This window comes from Pseudohoeflea suaedae, assembly GCF_004354915.1.
In the GTDB taxonomy this organism is placed as follows: Bacteria; Pseudomonadota; Alphaproteobacteria; order Rhizobiales; family Rhizobiaceae; genus Pseudohoeflea; species Pseudohoeflea suaedae.
Map to the genome: position 1 here is coordinate 1764587 of NZ_SMSI01000001.1, position 13884 is coordinate 1778470.

Here is a 13884-nt window from a genome sequence, read left to right on the forward strand (position 1 = left end):
TCGGTCTTGAAGCGCGAAAGCCGACAACAGGCGATCATGGATCTGCTGGTGGCCGAGGGGAATGTCGATCTCGACAGCCTCGCCGAGCGTTTCTCCGTCTCCCGCATGACCATTCACCGTGATTTCGACGAACTGGAGAATGCCGGCCTGCTGCGAAAGATGCGCGGCGGCGCGACGATCGAGTCGGGCATTCGCTTCGAAAGCGATTTCCGCTTCCGCGAAAGGCAGGGCGGCGCGGCGAAGCTGGCGATGGCGAGGGAAGCGCTCGAACTCGTCGAGCCCGGCATGACGGTGATGATCAACGATGGCTCGATGGCGGCTCTCCTGGGCGAGCGGCTGAAAGCCAAGCGTCCATTGACCGTGATCACCAACAATGCGGCGGTGATCGATGCGCTCAAAAGCGAGGCGGGGATCACGCTGATCGCACTCGGCGGCATCTATTCGCCCAAATTCAATGCCTTTCTCGGAAAGGTGACCGAAGAATCGCTTTCCGGGCTTCGCGCCGACATCGCCTTCATCTCGACACCGGCCGTTGCCGGTCTCGAGGTCTTCCACATGGACGAACAGGTGCTGCGCACCAAGCGCCAGATGATGGACAGGGCGCGCGCGCGCTGCCTCGTCGTCAATCATTCGCGTTTCGGTCATGCCGCGCTCTACCGGCTCGGCGCACTGGCCGAATTCGACCACATCATCACCGACGACCGCCCCGACGCCGAAACGATGAGACTGTTTCGCGAAAACGGGCTTCCCCTCACACTTGCCGGAAAAGACGAGGCCGCAGAATGACAACACCCGATTTCTGGATTGGAACCAGCTGGAAGATGAACAAGACGCTGGCGCAGGCCCGCGAGTTCGCCGGAGCCCTGGCCAAGTCCGACCGCGACCAGCGTATCCAGCGTTTCGTGATCCCGCCCTTTACCGCCGTGCGCGAAGTGAAGGAACTGCTCGCCGAAACCTCCGTGAAGGTCGGCGCGCAGAACATGCACTGGGCAGACGAGGGCGCCTGGACGGGGGAAGTCTCCCCGGTAATGCTGAAGGACTGCAATCTCGACATCGTCGAACTCGGCCATTCCGAACGGCGCGAGCATTTCGGCGAGACCGACGAGACGGTGGGGCTGAAGACGGAAGCCGCGGTACGTCACGGCCTGATCCCGCTCGTCTGCATTGGCGAGACGCTGGCCGAACGCGAGGCGGGCCGTGCGCGTGAAGTGCTCGAAGCGCAGGTGCGCGGCGCCCTCGGCAAGCTTTCCGGCGACCAGCTTCAGGCGGAAATCCTTCTCGCCTACGAGCCGGTCTGGGCCATCGGCGAGAAGGGCATTCCCGCCACGTCCGATTATGCCGACGCCCGTCAGGCCGAAATCATCGAAGTCGCAGCCGCTGTGCTCGGCCGCAAGGTGCCGTGCCTCTACGGCGGCTCCGTCAATCCCGGCAATTGTCAGGAACTCATCCAGTGCCCGCATATCGACGGGCTTTTCATCGGGCGCTCCGCATGGAACGTCGAGGGCTATCTCGGCATCCTCAAGAGCTGCGCCGACATCATCTGAAGGAAGGATATCATCATGAAAATCGCAGTAGCAGGCGACAGCGCAGGCGAAGACCTCGCCAAGATCCTCGCCGAGCACCTCAAGGCCAAATACGAGGTGTCCGAAGTCTCCCGCACCCAGGACGGTCCCGACAAGTTCTACGCAAACCTGTCCGACCGCGTGGCTTCCGCGGTGATCGCCGGTGAATATGACCGCGCGATCCTCATCTGCGGCACCGGTATCGGCGTCCAGATGGCCGCCAACAAGGTGCCGGGCATCCGCGCCGCGCAGTGCCACGACACCTATTCCGCGGGCAAGGCCGCAACCTCGAACAATGCCCACATCATCACCATGGGCGCGCGCGTGATCGGCGCCGAACTTGCCAAGGATATCGCCGAGGCGTTTCTCTCGGCTTCCTTCGATCCCGAGGGCCGCTCGGCAGGCAACGTCAACGCCATCGACGAGGTCGGCGCGAAGTACCAGAAGGACGCCTGACGCGTATTCGGGGAGGAGGGACCGGTCCATGGACTGCATTCTGGCGATCGACAGCGGGCTGACTGTCACCAAGGCGGTGCTCTTCGATCTCGCGGGCAGGCAGCTGGGCGTCGTGCGCAGGAATGTCCGCCAGTTGATGCCGCACCCGCGCCATGTCGAACGCGACATGGACGATCTCTGGAGCCAGACGGCTTCGGCCATCCGCGAGGTGATCGCCGGTTCAGGCATCGATGCCGGCGACATCCTCGCGGTGGCGACGACGGCCCATGGCGACGGGATCTATCTTCTCGACGAGCACGCGCGTCCGCTTGGCGCGGGCGTCCTGTCGCTCGACAGCCGTGCCGCCGGTATCGTCGCCGGCTGGCAGAAAGACGGTACCGCCGAAAAGAGCCTCGAACTGACGGGGCAGGCGCCCCATGCGGCGGCTCCTTCGTCGCTGCTTGCCTGGTTCAAGGCCAACGAACCGGACCGGTTCAGCCGCATCGGCCACATGATGGCCTGCAAGGACTGGCTGCGCTACTGCCTCTGCGGCGTCATCGGTACCGATCGCACGGAGGCGAGCACGTCCTTCACCGACGTCCGTACGCAGGACTATTCGGAGGATGCGCTGGCCCTCTTCGGCCTGTCGTCGCTCGCCGGGGCGCTGCCGCCGTCGAGCCATCCGGCCGCAATCGTCGGCGAGGTGAACGCCGAAGCCGCCAGGGCGTCTGGCCTCAGGCAGGGCACGCCGGTGGCCGCCGGCGTTCACGACGTGACAGCCTCGGTGCTCGGCATCGCTGCGCATGTGCCCGGCGTGGTCGGCATCGTCGCCGGCACCTATTCGATCAACGAATGCGTCTCGGCCCAGCCGCGCGTCGGCCCGGACTGGCTTTGCCGCAATGCGATCGAGCCGGGCCTATGGAACAACATGGCGATCTCGCCGGCCTCGACCACGAATTACGAATGGTTTCTCGACACGTTCTGCGTCGCCGAGCGCGAGAAGGCGGAGGCGGAAGGGCGCAGCATCCATGCGGTGCTGGCGCCCGAACTCGAGGAAGCCCTGCGTCGCGCGAGCTCGGTGGTCTACCATCCCTACCTCTTCGGCTCGCCGATGGGGCCTGCGCCGAGCGCGAGCTTCATGGGCCTGCGCGGCTGGCACGGGCGCGGTGACGTGCTCGCCTCGCTGCTGGAAGGCATCGCCTTCAATCACCGCGACCATGTGGATGTCCTGAGACGGAATTTCGGCGCCGATGTCGCGCGGTTGACGGGCGGAGCGTCACGCAATCCGGTGGTCGCCAAACTCTTTGCCGACATTCTCGACATGCCGGTGACGGTCACCGGGACCGATGAGGCGGCCGCCTGGGGCGCTGCACTCTGTGCCGGGGCGGCGGTCGGAGCCTTCGAGCGGTTCGATGCCGATCCGCGCGATCTCGAGGCGGTTTCCACCACCTATCGGCCCGATCCGGCCCGCGCGGCGCATTATCACCAACGCTATGCCGTCTACCGTGAGATCGCGAGCGAGATGCGCGCCAGCTGGGACCGGCTCAACGAACTCGATCAGAAGGTGCGCGGCGCGCAATGAATGACGGTACAGTCACGGATATAGATGTCCTGATCATCGGGGCGGGGATCAACGGCGCGGGACTTTTCCGCGATCTCTGCGCGCAGGGGCTTGCCTGCGTCATCATCGACAAGGGCGATTTCGGCTCGGGAACCAGTGCGGCCCCGTCACGCCTGATCCATGGCGGGCTCAAATATCTCGAAACCGGCGAGTTCCGCCTGGTGGCGGAATCGACCTATGAGCGCAATCTCCTGCTCAAGAACGCCGCCCATGTGGTCAAGCCGCTGCCCACCGTGATCCCGATCTATTCGTGGACCAGGGGGATATGGCCCGCCATCCGCACCTTCTTCGGCGCCAAGAGCGCACCGCGCAGCCGCGGCGCGCTGCTGATCAAGATAGGGCTCTCGCTCTACGACCATTTCGGCGCCCGCGCGCGGTTCATGCCCAGGCACGGCATGCTGGGAAAAAAGAAAGCGCTCGAGGCCATTCCGGCGCTCACCCCGCGTATCGTCGCGGTCGGCACCTATTACGATGCCGCCGTGACCGCGCCGGAGCGGCTGGTGATGGAACTGGTTCATGACGGCGTGAGGCTGTCGGAGCATTCGCAAGCCTGCAACTGGACATCGGTCAGCGGGCAGGCCGGCGGCGTGGTGTCTTTCGACAAACCCGACGGCACGGTGGGAAGGGTTCGCCCGAGACTGGTGGTCAACGCCGCAGGCCCTTGGATCGATGCGGTCAATGCCGCAATCGGTATCGAGACCAAATTGATCGGCGGCACCAAGGGCTCGCACATCCTTCTCGATCATCCGGAACTGGTTAGACAGCTTGATGGCCGGATGATCTATTTCGAGGCCAATGACGGGCGCATCCTTCTGGTCTTTCCCTATCTGGGCAAGGCGCTGGTGGGCTCGACCGACATTCCCGCGCGTGAGCCGGACCAGGCCCACTGCACCGATGACGAGACGGCCTATTTCATGTCGAGCCTGCGCGAGCTGCTGCCCGGCCTCGAGTTCGACGAGACCCAGATCGTCTACAGCTATGCCGGCATCCGTCCGCTGCCCAATTCGGAAGGCGTCGAGCCCGGCCTCATCAGCCGCGATCACTCGGCCCCCGTTCACGAGCCCGAGCAGGGCCGGCCGTTCCCCGTGATCTCGCTTGTGGGCGGGAAGTGGACCACCTTCCGCGCCTTCTCCGCCGACGTGGCCGACACGGTGCTGGCCCGTCTGGCCGCAACCCGCAAGACGACGACCGATGCAATGGCCATAGGAGGCGCGCAGGGGCTGCCGGCGGCGGCCGACCGCAGCGGCTGGATCGCGGAAGTGGCGCGTGAAAGCGGTGCGGAAAAAGCCCGCGTCGAACGATTGCTCGACCGCTATGGGTCCACCGCCCGCGCCATTGCGGTGCACGAAGGTGGAAAGCCGGATCTTTTCGGCGACGCGCCGGGCTTCAGCCCCGCGGAGATCGACTGGATCGCGCGCAACGAGCAGGTGATCCACCTCGAGGATGTGATCCTGCGCCGCACGCCGCTGGCGATCACCGGTCAGCTCACGAGAGCGCTGCTCGGGCGAATCGGCCGGATTGTCGGGGATGCCCTGAACTGGAATGATGAGACGACCGAGGCGGAAATCGCCCGTACGCTCAGAGTACTCGAAAGCAGGCACGGCGTTCGATTCTGAGCGTGGAAACGAGAAAACAGATCTGGGAGGATCGCATGACCGACACGCACAGGAAACTGATCAACGACCCCGACCGCCTGATTGAGGATCTGATCGCCGGCATGGTGTCCGCCCATCCGCGCCACCTCACGGTGGAAGGGGAAACAGGCCGCGCAATCGTCGCGCTGAACGGTCCGCGCGAGGGCAAGGTGGGGATCGTGGTCGGCGGCGGTTCCGGCCACGAGCCGGCCTTTGCCGGCTATGTGGGGCAGGGGCTGGCCGATGCCGCGCCTCTGGGAAACATCTTCGCCTCGCCGTCGCCGTCCCAGATCATGGATGCGGGCTTTGCGGCCGACGGTGGCGAGGGGGTTCTATTTCTCTACGGCAACTACACCGGCGACGTGATGAATTTCGGCATGGCCGAGGGAAATCTCGCCAGGCACGGCATCACCGCGCGTTCATTCGTCGTCACGGATGACATCGCCTCCGCGCCGCTCGACAGGAAGGAGGAACGCCGCGGCATCGCCGGCGATTTCTTCGTCTTCAAGATTGCCGGCGCCGCTGCCGATCTGGGTCTCTCGCTCGATGAGGTCGAGGCCGCTGCCGCGCGTGCAAACGATGCGACCCGGACCATGGGCGTCGCACTTTCGGCCTGCATCATGCCGCAGACCGGCAAGGCCAATTTCGAGCTTCCGGTCGGGGAGATGGAAATCGGCATGGGCATTCATGGCGAGCCCGGCGTCGAGCGCGGCCCCGCCGGCAGCGCCGATGAGGTGGCCGACCGTCTGCTTGCGCCGATCATCGAGGAACTTGAACTTGGGAAGGGCGATCGCGTTGCCGTTCTCGTCAACGGTCTCGGATCCACCACGCTGCTGGAACTCTATCTTCTCCACCGTCGCACGGCCGGGACGCTCGAGGGGAAGGGCGTTGCGATCCATCACAGCTGGGTGGGCGAATACTGCACGTCGCTCGACATGGAAGGCGCATCGGTCACCGTGATGAAGCTCGACGAGGACCTGACCACCTGGCTGGATCATCCCTGCGACACACCGGCCCTGCGCGTCGGTGCATCGGCACCCAAATCCGTCAGCCCGCGCCGGAAGACGAGAAGCCGGACTGCCGTGAGCGAAACGCGCAGAACGGATATCGCGTCACTCAAGACCGACGGGGCAATCACACCTGCGACGTTCCGTGAAATGATGCGAGCCGCTGCCGGCGCCATCTTCGCCGAGCGCGACCGCCTGAGCGAACTCGACGGCAAGATCGGCGACGGCGATCACGGACTGACGATGGAAATCGGCTGGAAGGCCGTGCTCTCTGCTCTCGACAAGGTCGAAGACGACGCGACGATCTCGATCATGTGCGACGACATCGCCTCCGCATTCCTCGAATCCGTCGGAGCGTCCGCGGGCCCGCTCTACGCGTCGGCATTCCAGTCGGCGGGACGTGCCGTTGCCGACCGGCTCAATCTCGATGCCGAGGCGCTCGTCGCATGGGTCGAGGGTATGGCCGACGGGATCGTCGACCGGGGCGGGGCGTCGGCGGGCGACAAGACGATGGTCGATGCCTGGCTGCCAGCCGCGGAAGCTGCAAGGCGGAAGCTCGGCCAGGGCGGATCCGAGATGGCGTGTCTGGCCGCCGCCGCCGCGGGCGCGCGGATCGGCGCCGATGCGACGAAGGACATGCGCAGCGGCCGCGGACGCTCTAAGAAGCTCGGCGACCGCTCGGTCGGCCATATCGATCCTGGAGCCGAATCGACGGCCGTGCTTCTGGCGGCCTGGGCGAAAACTGTCAGTTGAGCGCAAGCTGACCGTGGGGCGGATTGACCTGGCGGTTCGGCCCATTTACCTCCTGGCGCAACAGTCAGGAGCAAGTGCCCGTGTCCCAGTTTCCCCTCGGTCTCCACGCCCCCGTCGAACATTCCGCGCCCCTGCCCGAAAGGGCGGACGTGGTCGTCATCGGTGGCGGCGTGGTCGGTGTCTCGACCGCGATCCACCTCGGGCGGCGCGGCGCGAATGTCGTGCTCGTCGAAAAGGGACGCGTGGCTGGCGAGCAATCCTCGCGCAACTGGGGCTGGATCCGTCAGCAGGGGCGCGACACGGCCGAACTGCCCATCATGATCGAGGCGCGCCGCCTCTGGATCGAGCTGGCCGAGCAGAGCGGCGAGGATTTCGGGCTCACCCAGGGCGGCGTGACCTATCTCGCCCGCACGGATGCGGAACTGGACGGCTTTTCCCGCTGGCAGGTATTCGCGGCCAAGCTGGGTGTCGACACGATGATGCTCGATGCGGCGCAGACGGCCCAACTGATCCCCGGCATGACGCGCACATATCCAGGTGCGATGACGACCCCGTCCGACATGCGCGCCGAGCCCTGGCTCGCCGTTCCGGCACTTGCCCGCCTGGCCGCCCGCGAGGGGGTGACGATCGTGGAGGAATGCGCCGCACGCGCGCTCGACGTCGAAGGCGGACGGGTCGCCGGCCTGGTCACCGAAAAGGGCCGGATCGCCGCCTCCGAGGTGGTGCTTGCCGGCGGAGCGTGGTCCTCGCTCTTCCTGCGCCGCCACGGAATCGGTATTCCGCAGCTTTCCGTGCTCTCGAGCGTCGCCGCGACCGAACCGATGGCCCGGGTCTATACCGGTGGCGCGACCGACGACGAAGTGGCCTTCCGCCTGCGTCAGGATGGCGGATATACGCTCGCCGACGGTTCGGCCCATGACTTCTTCGTCGGTCCGGATGCTTTCCGCGCGCTGCCGAAATACCTGCCGGTCATGAAGAAGCACATGGCGGGTACGAAATTGCGGCCTCTAGCCCCGGCGGGTTACCCCGATGCCTGGGGGACCCCGCGCAATTGGGGCGAGGACGAGATGAGCCCCTTCGAGCGGATGCGCGTTCTCGATCCTAAACCGTCTCGGCACACGCTGAAGACATTCATCGGCCGTTTCGAAAGGCTGTTTCCGCAGCTCGGTCCGGTGAAGATCAAGGCGAGCTGGGGCGGGATGATCGACACGCTGCCCGACATCGTGCCGATCATCGACCGTGCCGGCCAGTTGCCGGGGCTCACCATCGGCACGGGGATGTGCGGCCACGGTTTCGGCATCGGTCCCGGCGTCGGGCGCGTGCTGGCCGACAAGGTGATGGGCAACGAGATCGGCCACGACCTGCGCCGCTTCCGGCTCGCGCGTTTCTCGGACGGCTCGAAACTCGACCTCGGCCCGTCGCTCTAGCTTCTCTCGACAATCCTGTCGGCGAGGGCTCTGGCCGACTTCGCCATCTCGGCGATGTGCCGATCGAGCGTCAGGCCGGATGCCTTGCGGGGCTTGAGATCGTGATCGCCGTCGGCAAGCCATTTGAGCTCGATAGCCGGCGACAGCGCGAAATTCCCGGCTTCAGTCTCGTTGCCGAAGGGATCGCGCGCGCCCTGGCAGATCAGTGCCGGCGTCGTCATCGTGGCCAGATGCGCGGTGCGGAGCTTCTCCGGCTTTCCGGGGGGATGGAAGGGATAGCCAAGGCACAGGAGCCCGTGGGCCAGACCTGCAGCCGCCAGCTCGTCGGCCACCATGCTCGCCACGCGGCCGCCCATCGATTTGCCGCCGATGATCAGCGGTGTCCCGGCGTCGAGTGCGGCGACGGCTTCGCGATATTCGGCCATCACCGTCTCTGCCCTGGGCGGCGGCTTCCTGCCCGCTCCGGTGCGTCGTCCGGCCATGTAGGCGAACTCGAAACGGGCGACGCGAAGGTTCTCCCGGGCCAGGGCCGCCGCGACCGCGTTCATCCAGTCGCTGTCCATCGGTGCGCCCGCGCCATGGGCGAGGAGAATGGTGGTCCGGGCATCCGCCGGACCGTCGAACAGGAAGTGTGATGATCTGTCGCTCATGCGCATTCAATAGCGGGTGTCGCGCGGCAAAGGCAATCAGCCGGCGGAAATGGCCTGCGGAAGGACGAACAGATGGTCGCGCGGCACTTCACCGACTTTCAGCGCGCAGCCGAAGACTTCGGCGAGCGTTTCGTCCTGCAGCACCTCTTTCGGCGTCCCGGTGGCGGCCACTTCGCCGGAGGAGATCAGGGTGATCCGGTCGCCGAACATGGCCGTCAGGTTGAGGTCGTGCATCACCGCGATCACCCCGCCGCCGCGACGCGCGTAATTGGCGGCAAGTTCCATGATCATCAGCTGGTGGCGGATATCGAGGCTGGATACGGGTTCGTCGAGAAACAGCCAGCGCGGACCGTGATGCTGGGAGACCGGGTTCCATATCTGGCAGAGCACGCGGGCAAGCTGCACGCGCTGGCGCTCGCCGCCCGAAAGTTCCTGATAGTAGCGCCCGGCAAAGCCCGGGAGATCGACCGCCTCGAGCGCGTCGGCGATCCGCTGCCGGCGCGCCTCGTTACCGGCAAGCATCGGGCCGGCGGCAACGCCCAGGCCGACGACTTCGGACACCGTGAAGGGGAAGGCAAGCGCCGTATCCTGCGGCAGCACCGCGCGGGTGGCGGCCAGCATGTGCGCGGGATAGGCGCCGAGTTCCCTGCCGTTGATCGTGATGGCTCCGGCGGCAGTCAGTTCGCCGGTCAGCGCGCGCATGAGGGTCGTCTTGCCTGAGCCGTTCGGGCCGATGATCACCGTCACTTCGCCCGGGCGGGCGGAGAAATCGACGCCGTGAAGAATGCGCCTCCTGCCGTAGGCGACCTCGAGGCCGCGCGCTTCGATCGTCATCGCAAATTACTCTCAGAGGTCGAGAAGGCCGCGCCGGCGCAGCAGGATCCACAGGAAGAAGGGAGCGCCGATCGCGGCTGTGACGATGCCGATAGGCAGTTCGGCGGGCGCGACCAGCGTGCGGCTCACGCCGTCGGCCAGCGTCAGGAACGCGCCGCCCAGAAGCGCCGAGCAGGGCAGCAGATATTTGTGATCGGGTCCGATGGCGAGCCGCAGGAGATGAGGGACCACGATGCCGACGAAGCCGATGGCGCCGGCTGCGGCGACGGAGGCGCCTGTCGCGGCCGCCACCACCACGATGGTGATGTTTTTCATCCGCTGGACGGAAATTCCCATGTGGTGGGCTGCCGATTCGCCGAGCGCCAGCGCATTGAGCCCGCGCGCCAGGAACGGGCTTGCGGCGAACGCGACAAAGATGATCGGAGCGGTGGCGGCAACCTTGGTCCAGGTGGCGCCTGCGAGCGAGCCCAGTCCCCAGAAGGTGAGATCGCGCAGTTGCGCGTCGTCGGCGACGTAGATGAGGACACCGGTCGCCGCGCCCGCAAAGGCGCCGATGGCGATGCCGGCGAGCAGCAGCGTGGCGATCGAGGTGCGGCCGTTGCGGGTGGCGATCCGGTAGAGCAGCCAGGCGGTGATCAGGCCGCCGGAGAAGGCCGACAGGGGCAGCGCGTAGATGCCGGTGAAGGAGAGAATGCCGCCGCCGAGCACGATTGTGGAGACCGCGCCGAGGCCGGCGCCGGCGGATACGCCGACGATGCCCGGATCGGCAAGCGGATTGCGGAACAGACCCTGCATCAGCGCGCCGGAGACCGCCAGACCGCCGCCGATAAGGATGCCGAGCACGATGCGCGGCAGGCGGATCGATTCCATGATCAGGTAGTCGGTGGCTTTGAGGCCGGCTCCGTCGTCGAGGCCGAGGCGGGTGAGGATCACGCGCCAGGCCGGCGTGTCGGCCGCGCCGAGCACGAGGCCGAAGAGCGCAGCGCCGACGAGCAGCACGGCCAGTCCGGCAAGCGTGAGGCGCGCCCGTCTGCTGCGGTCGCCATCCATCAGGATGGCCGGAGCGATGCAGGTGGACGCCGGGCGCTGCAGCACGTCAGTTGCTCCCGCCTGTCGTCAGATCCGCGATGCGGGTGGCGAGTTCGCGTGCCGCCTGAGCGGTGCGCGGGCCGAAGCCGAGCAGATACTGCCCGTCCATGCGGATCAGTGCCTTGTCGCGGCCCGCAGGTGTGGCGGATACGGCGGGGAGGGCGAGAAGGGCAGCGTCCTGGGTGTCGTGGCTTTCGTTGATGCCGCGATCCATCAGCAGGATGACGTCCGGTGCGGCGGCCAGTATTGCCTCGTCGGTCACGGGTTTGTAGCCGTCGAAACCGGAGAGCGCATTTTCCGCCCCCGCCATTTCGATGATGGACTGGGCATGGGACTGCGCGCCGGCTGCCATGATGCGCCCGTCCCTGAGGGCGAGCACGAAGAGCACTTTCGCCGGTTTTTCGATCCGCGCGGCGGCATCTGCCGCGGCATCGAGATCGTCCTGCACCGTGCGGGCAAGCTTTTGGCCTTGTGCCTCCGCGCCGAGCGCCTTGGCGATGGCCTCGATCTTGGCGATGACGCCCGCCCCGTCATAGGCTTCCGGAATGACGGCGATCGGCACGCCGGCGGCTTCGATGACCTGACGCGCTTCCGGCGGGCCATAGCCTTCGAGCGCGATGACGAGGTCGGGGTTCACCGACAGAACACCTTCCGGCGAGAGCTGACGGATGTAGCCGACATCCGGAAGAGCCTTCGCCGCTTCCGGATAGATGCTCGTCTGGTCGCGCGCGGTCAGCCGGGCTTCTTCGCCCAGCGCATAGACGATCTCGGTGACCGAGCCTCCGATGGAAACGATGCGGCTCGCCTTGTCCTCCGCCGAAGCGGAGGAGAGGAACGCGGCAAGACCCGCCGCCAGCGCGAGCGAACGGCCGGCAGCCCTGAAAACGGGGAGTGTGGTCATCCTATGCCGCCTTGCGACCGTCGACGCGGGGCAGGCTTTCCATGATCTCGCGCCAGACCGGGCGTTCGTCCTGGCCTTCGACGCGCTTGCCGAAGAACTGGATGATCATCTCCCCGTCGGCGTCATAGGCCTCGAGCGAGGTGACATGGCCCTTGTCGGTGGGTTTGCGCACGGCCCAGACTTGTGCGATCCGGTCGGTCCTGAGATGCAGGTGGAAAGTCGGGTCCATGATGTTGAGCCACGGGCCCATGGTCTTGATCGCCTCCACCGGGCCGGAATGGATCTGGATGCAGCCCTGATTGCCGACGAAGCACATGATCGGCAGCTTCTCGTTGGCCGAAAGCTTCAGCATCGCCTCCACCGAGGACTTGTCGATCTGCCAGGCGAAATCCTCGCCGATTGCCTGGATCGCGTCGAGCCGGTCGACATTGAGCTTGCGCAGGATGGTGACGAACTGGTGGGTGTCCTTCATGCGCATCCAGCGATCGCGCAATTCTTCGAGCGGCACGTCGGACACCGTCTCCTCGGGCACTTCAGCCGCGACCGTGACCATGCCCGGCGTCTGGTCGTCGAGCGCCAGCTGTCCGACGAGAGCGTTCCACTTGTCGAGATCCGTCGCCGGGCGGGCATGGACCTTGTGGACGGCATTGCCCTGGGCGTCGAAGAACTGGAGGCTGTGCTTGATCGTGTCGCCGTCACCCGAGCGGACCGCGAAACCATGCGCCCATTTCGTCGGGAACATGCGTGTGTCGATCTGCTCGCCCAGCATCATGGCCGCGTGCTTGCCGGCGATATAGCGGTCGTAGACGCCGATCTTCTCGTGCACCGCATTCTCGTTGCGGGTGAGCGCCATGACTTCGCCGACGGCTTCGAGGGCCGGGAAGATCTTCTCGAATTCGACGGTGATGCGGCGTGCGGTCTCGCCGCAATGAGCGGCGACGAGTTCGCCTTCCGTTATTCCGAGATTTTGCGCCAGATCGCGCGCCCGCATTTTCGGGTTGTCGCGCACCGCAGCCCGGATGTCTGCGTGTGATGGGGTGGTGGTCATCTCCCAGCGGCCTTTCACTTGTTGAGTATGAGTTTGCCCTGACGGGTAATCTTCAGGCGATAGAGGGAGCCGTCATGCATGATGCCGATCTCCGAGAGACGACCGAATAACTCCCTGCTTTCGACGACTTTCACCCCGCTTTTTTCTGCAGCGTCGCGGAGTGTGATCCCGGCGGACTCCGGGGGGGTGTCGGAAGGGGCGTTTCGGGCGCTCGAATGTGGCGTCATGACAGGATGAGTCCCTCGTCTCGCTGGGCTGGCAAAAGGCTGGCTGGGCGAGGGGTGTTGGATAAGGTGTTATTTCTTGACACGAATTATCATGTTTTATATCGGATGCAATAGTGGAGTGGAAAAATCATGTTTTCTCTTCCCAACGCGCCTGGGCTCTTCTAATTGCAGCAGGCGAGGCTAATAACGGAGTGCAGTCATGAGTTTGGCGATGTCGCGCGGTTCGCGCAGCAAATGTGGTTCAATGGCAGGGAAATCGGGGCTCGCCTCCGCTCTCGCCGCCGCGGTCATGCTCTCTGCGCCTGTGATGAGTGCCAATGCCGCCCCTGAAGCCTCGGTGGATATCGAGCTCAACAGGCTCGAACAGAACGGCGAAGCCTGCCGCATGACTTTCGTGACCCGCAACGGTCTGTCCGCCGATCTCGAAAGCAGCGGATTTGAAATGGTCGTCTTCGATGCGAAGGGCCTGGTGAAGATGATGACGGTCTTCGACTTCGGCGCGCTTCCCGCGGGCAAGACGGTCGTGCGCCGTTTCGACCTGCCCGATACCGGCTGCGAAAGCGTCTCGCGCATCCTCGTCAACGGCGCCGCGCGCTGCAAGGGCGCGGGTATCGAGGCCGCCGATTGCGCCAAGGCGCTGAAAACCAAGAACCTGACCGACGCAGAATTCGGCTCGTGAACAAGAGCCCGCAACAA

14 protein-coding genes are annotated in these 13884 nt (G+C 65.5%); 8 read left to right on the forward strand and 6 right to left on the reverse strand.

Annotation, left to right across the window (positions count from 1 at the left end):
- Positions 1 to 6: 6 nt before the first annotated feature.
- From E2A64_RS08310 to E2A64_RS08340, 7 genes are all read left to right on the forward strand, one after another.
- Entirely contained in the window at positions 7 to 786 is a 780-nt protein-coding gene (locus tag E2A64_RS08310) for a DeoR/GlpR family DNA-binding transcription regulator (protein ID WP_133283905.1), read from the forward strand.
- Positions 783 to 1544 carry a triose-phosphate isomerase gene (locus tag E2A64_RS08315; protein WP_133283906.1) on the forward strand — a complete coding sequence of 254 codons (762 nt, stop codon included), beginning with the start codon at positions 783 to 785 and terminating at the stop codon, positions 1542 to 1544. Before E2A64_RS08310 ends, E2A64_RS08315 begins: the two co-directional genes overlap by 4 nt.
- A gap of 15 nt (positions 1545 to 1559) precedes the next feature.
- Positions 1560 to 2018, forward strand: coding sequence for a D-erythrulose-4-phosphate isomerase (derI, locus tag E2A64_RS08320; RefSeq protein WP_133283907.1), 459 nt, complete (start codon positions 1560 to 1562; stop codon positions 2016 to 2018).
- Between the two features lie 28 nt (positions 2019 to 2046).
- On the forward strand, positions 2047 to 3579 hold the full coding sequence (locus E2A64_RS08325) for an FGGY-family carbohydrate kinase (RefSeq protein WP_133283908.1): 1533 nt from the start codon (positions 2047 to 2049) through the stop codon (positions 3577 to 3579).
- Entirely contained in the window at positions 3576 to 5234 is a 1659-nt protein-coding gene (locus E2A64_RS08330) for a glycerol-3-phosphate dehydrogenase/oxidase (protein ID WP_133283909.1), read from the forward strand. Before E2A64_RS08325 ends, E2A64_RS08330 begins: the two co-directional genes overlap by 4 nt.
- 35 nt (positions 5235 to 5269) lie before the next feature.
- Positions 5270 to 7012 carry a dihydroxyacetone kinase subunit DhaL gene (gene dhaL / locus E2A64_RS08335; RefSeq protein WP_133283910.1) on the forward strand — a complete coding sequence of 581 codons (1743 nt, stop codon included), beginning with the start codon at positions 5270 to 5272 and terminating at the stop codon, positions 7010 to 7012.
- An 80-nt stretch (positions 7013 to 7092) separates the two neighbouring features.
- Complete coding sequence (locus E2A64_RS08340) at positions 7093 to 8439, forward strand: NAD(P)/FAD-dependent oxidoreductase (RefSeq protein WP_133283911.1); 1347 nt, start codon at positions 7093 to 7095, stop codon at positions 8437 to 8439.
- Here E2A64_RS08340 and E2A64_RS08345 read toward each other — a convergent pair.
- Genes E2A64_RS08345 through hemP form a run of 6 tightly spaced genes read right to left on the reverse strand, consistent with a single transcriptional unit; the run spans position 8436 to position 13188 of the window.
- The gene (locus tag E2A64_RS08345) at positions 8436 to 9089 is read right to left on the reverse strand and encodes an alpha/beta hydrolase family protein (protein ID WP_133283912.1); all 654 of its coding nucleotides are present in this window, start codon (positions 9087 to 9089) and stop codon (positions 8436 to 8438) included. The two genes, E2A64_RS08340 and E2A64_RS08345, sit on opposite strands and share 4 nt — an antisense overlap.
- A 36-nt stretch (positions 9090 to 9125) precedes the next feature.
- Positions 9126 to 9923: a heme ABC transporter ATP-binding protein gene (locus E2A64_RS08350; protein ID WP_133283913.1), complete on the reverse strand. Its 798-nt coding sequence runs from the start codon at positions 9921 to 9923 to the stop codon at positions 9126 to 9128.
- Between the two features lie 12 nt (positions 9924 to 9935).
- Positions 9936 to 10973 (reverse strand): FecCD family ABC transporter permease, encoded by a 1038-nt coding sequence (locus E2A64_RS08355; protein ID WP_133284318.1) that lies wholly within the window; start codon positions 10971 to 10973, stop codon positions 9936 to 9938.
- Between the two features lie 46 nt (positions 10974 to 11019).
- A complete protein-coding gene (locus E2A64_RS08360; RefSeq protein WP_133283914.1) occupies positions 11020 to 11913 on the reverse strand; it encodes a heme/hemin ABC transporter substrate-binding protein in 894 nt (297 codons plus the stop codon).
- 1 nt (position 11914) lies between these two features.
- Positions 11915 to 12961, reverse strand: a complete 1047-nt coding sequence (locus E2A64_RS08365) for a hemin-degrading factor (protein WP_174235754.1) — start codon at positions 12959 to 12961, stop codon at positions 11915 to 11917.
- A 14-nt stretch (positions 12962 to 12975) separates the two neighbouring features.
- Positions 12976 to 13188 (reverse strand): hemin uptake protein HemP, encoded by a 213-nt coding sequence (gene hemP / locus E2A64_RS18170; protein WP_133283915.1) that lies wholly within the window; start codon positions 13186 to 13188, stop codon positions 12976 to 12978.
- 244 nt (positions 13189 to 13432) lie between these two features.
- Here hemP and E2A64_RS08375 point away from each other — a divergent pair, with 244 nt between their 5' ends.
- Positions 13433 to 13867, forward strand: a complete 435-nt coding sequence (locus E2A64_RS08375) for a hypothetical protein (protein WP_133283916.1) — start codon at positions 13433 to 13435, stop codon at positions 13865 to 13867.
- Positions 13868 to 13884 lie beyond the last annotated feature (17 nt).

Coding starts and splice junctions, on each gene's coding strand:
- E2A64_RS08315 (WP_133283906.1), top strand. CDS start 783: ATGACAACACCCGATTTCTGGATTGGAACCAGCTGGAAGATGAACAAG.
- derI (WP_133283907.1), top strand. CDS start 1,560: ATGAAAATCGCAGTAGCAGGCGACAGCGCAGGCGAAGACCTCGCCAAG.
- E2A64_RS08325 (WP_133283908.1), top strand. CDS start 2,047: ATGGACTGCATTCTGGCGATCGACAGCGGGCTGACTGTCACCAAGGCG.
- E2A64_RS08330 (WP_133283909.1), top strand. CDS start 3,576: ATGAATGACGGTACAGTCACGGATATAGATGTCCTGATCATCGGGGCG.
- dhaL (WP_133283910.1), top strand. CDS start 5,270: ATGACCGACACGCACAGGAAACTGATCAACGACCCCGACCGCCTGATT.
- E2A64_RS08345 (WP_133283912.1), bottom strand. CDS start 9,089: ATGAGCGACAGATCATCACACTTCCTGTTCGACGGTCCGGCGGATGCC.
- E2A64_RS08350 (WP_133283913.1), bottom strand. CDS start 9,923: ATGACGATCGAAGCGCGCGGCCTCGAGGTCGCCTACGGCAGGAGGCGC.
- E2A64_RS08355 (WP_133284318.1), bottom strand. CDS start 10,973: ATGGATGGCGACCGCAGCAGACGGGCGCGCCTCACGCTTGCCGGACTG.
- E2A64_RS08360 (WP_133283914.1), bottom strand. CDS start 11,913: ATGACCACACTCCCCGTTTTCAGGGCTGCCGGCCGTTCGCTCGCGCTG.
- E2A64_RS08365 (WP_174235754.1), bottom strand. CDS start 12,961: ATGACCACCACCCCATCACACGCAGACATCCGGGCTGCGGTGCGCGAC.
- hemP (WP_133283915.1), bottom strand. CDS start 13,188: ATGACGCCACATTCGAGCGCCCGAAACGCCCCTTCCGACACCCCCCCG.
- E2A64_RS08375 (WP_133283916.1), top strand. CDS start 13,433: ATGGCAGGGAAATCGGGGCTCGCCTCCGCTCTCGCCGCCGCGGTCATG.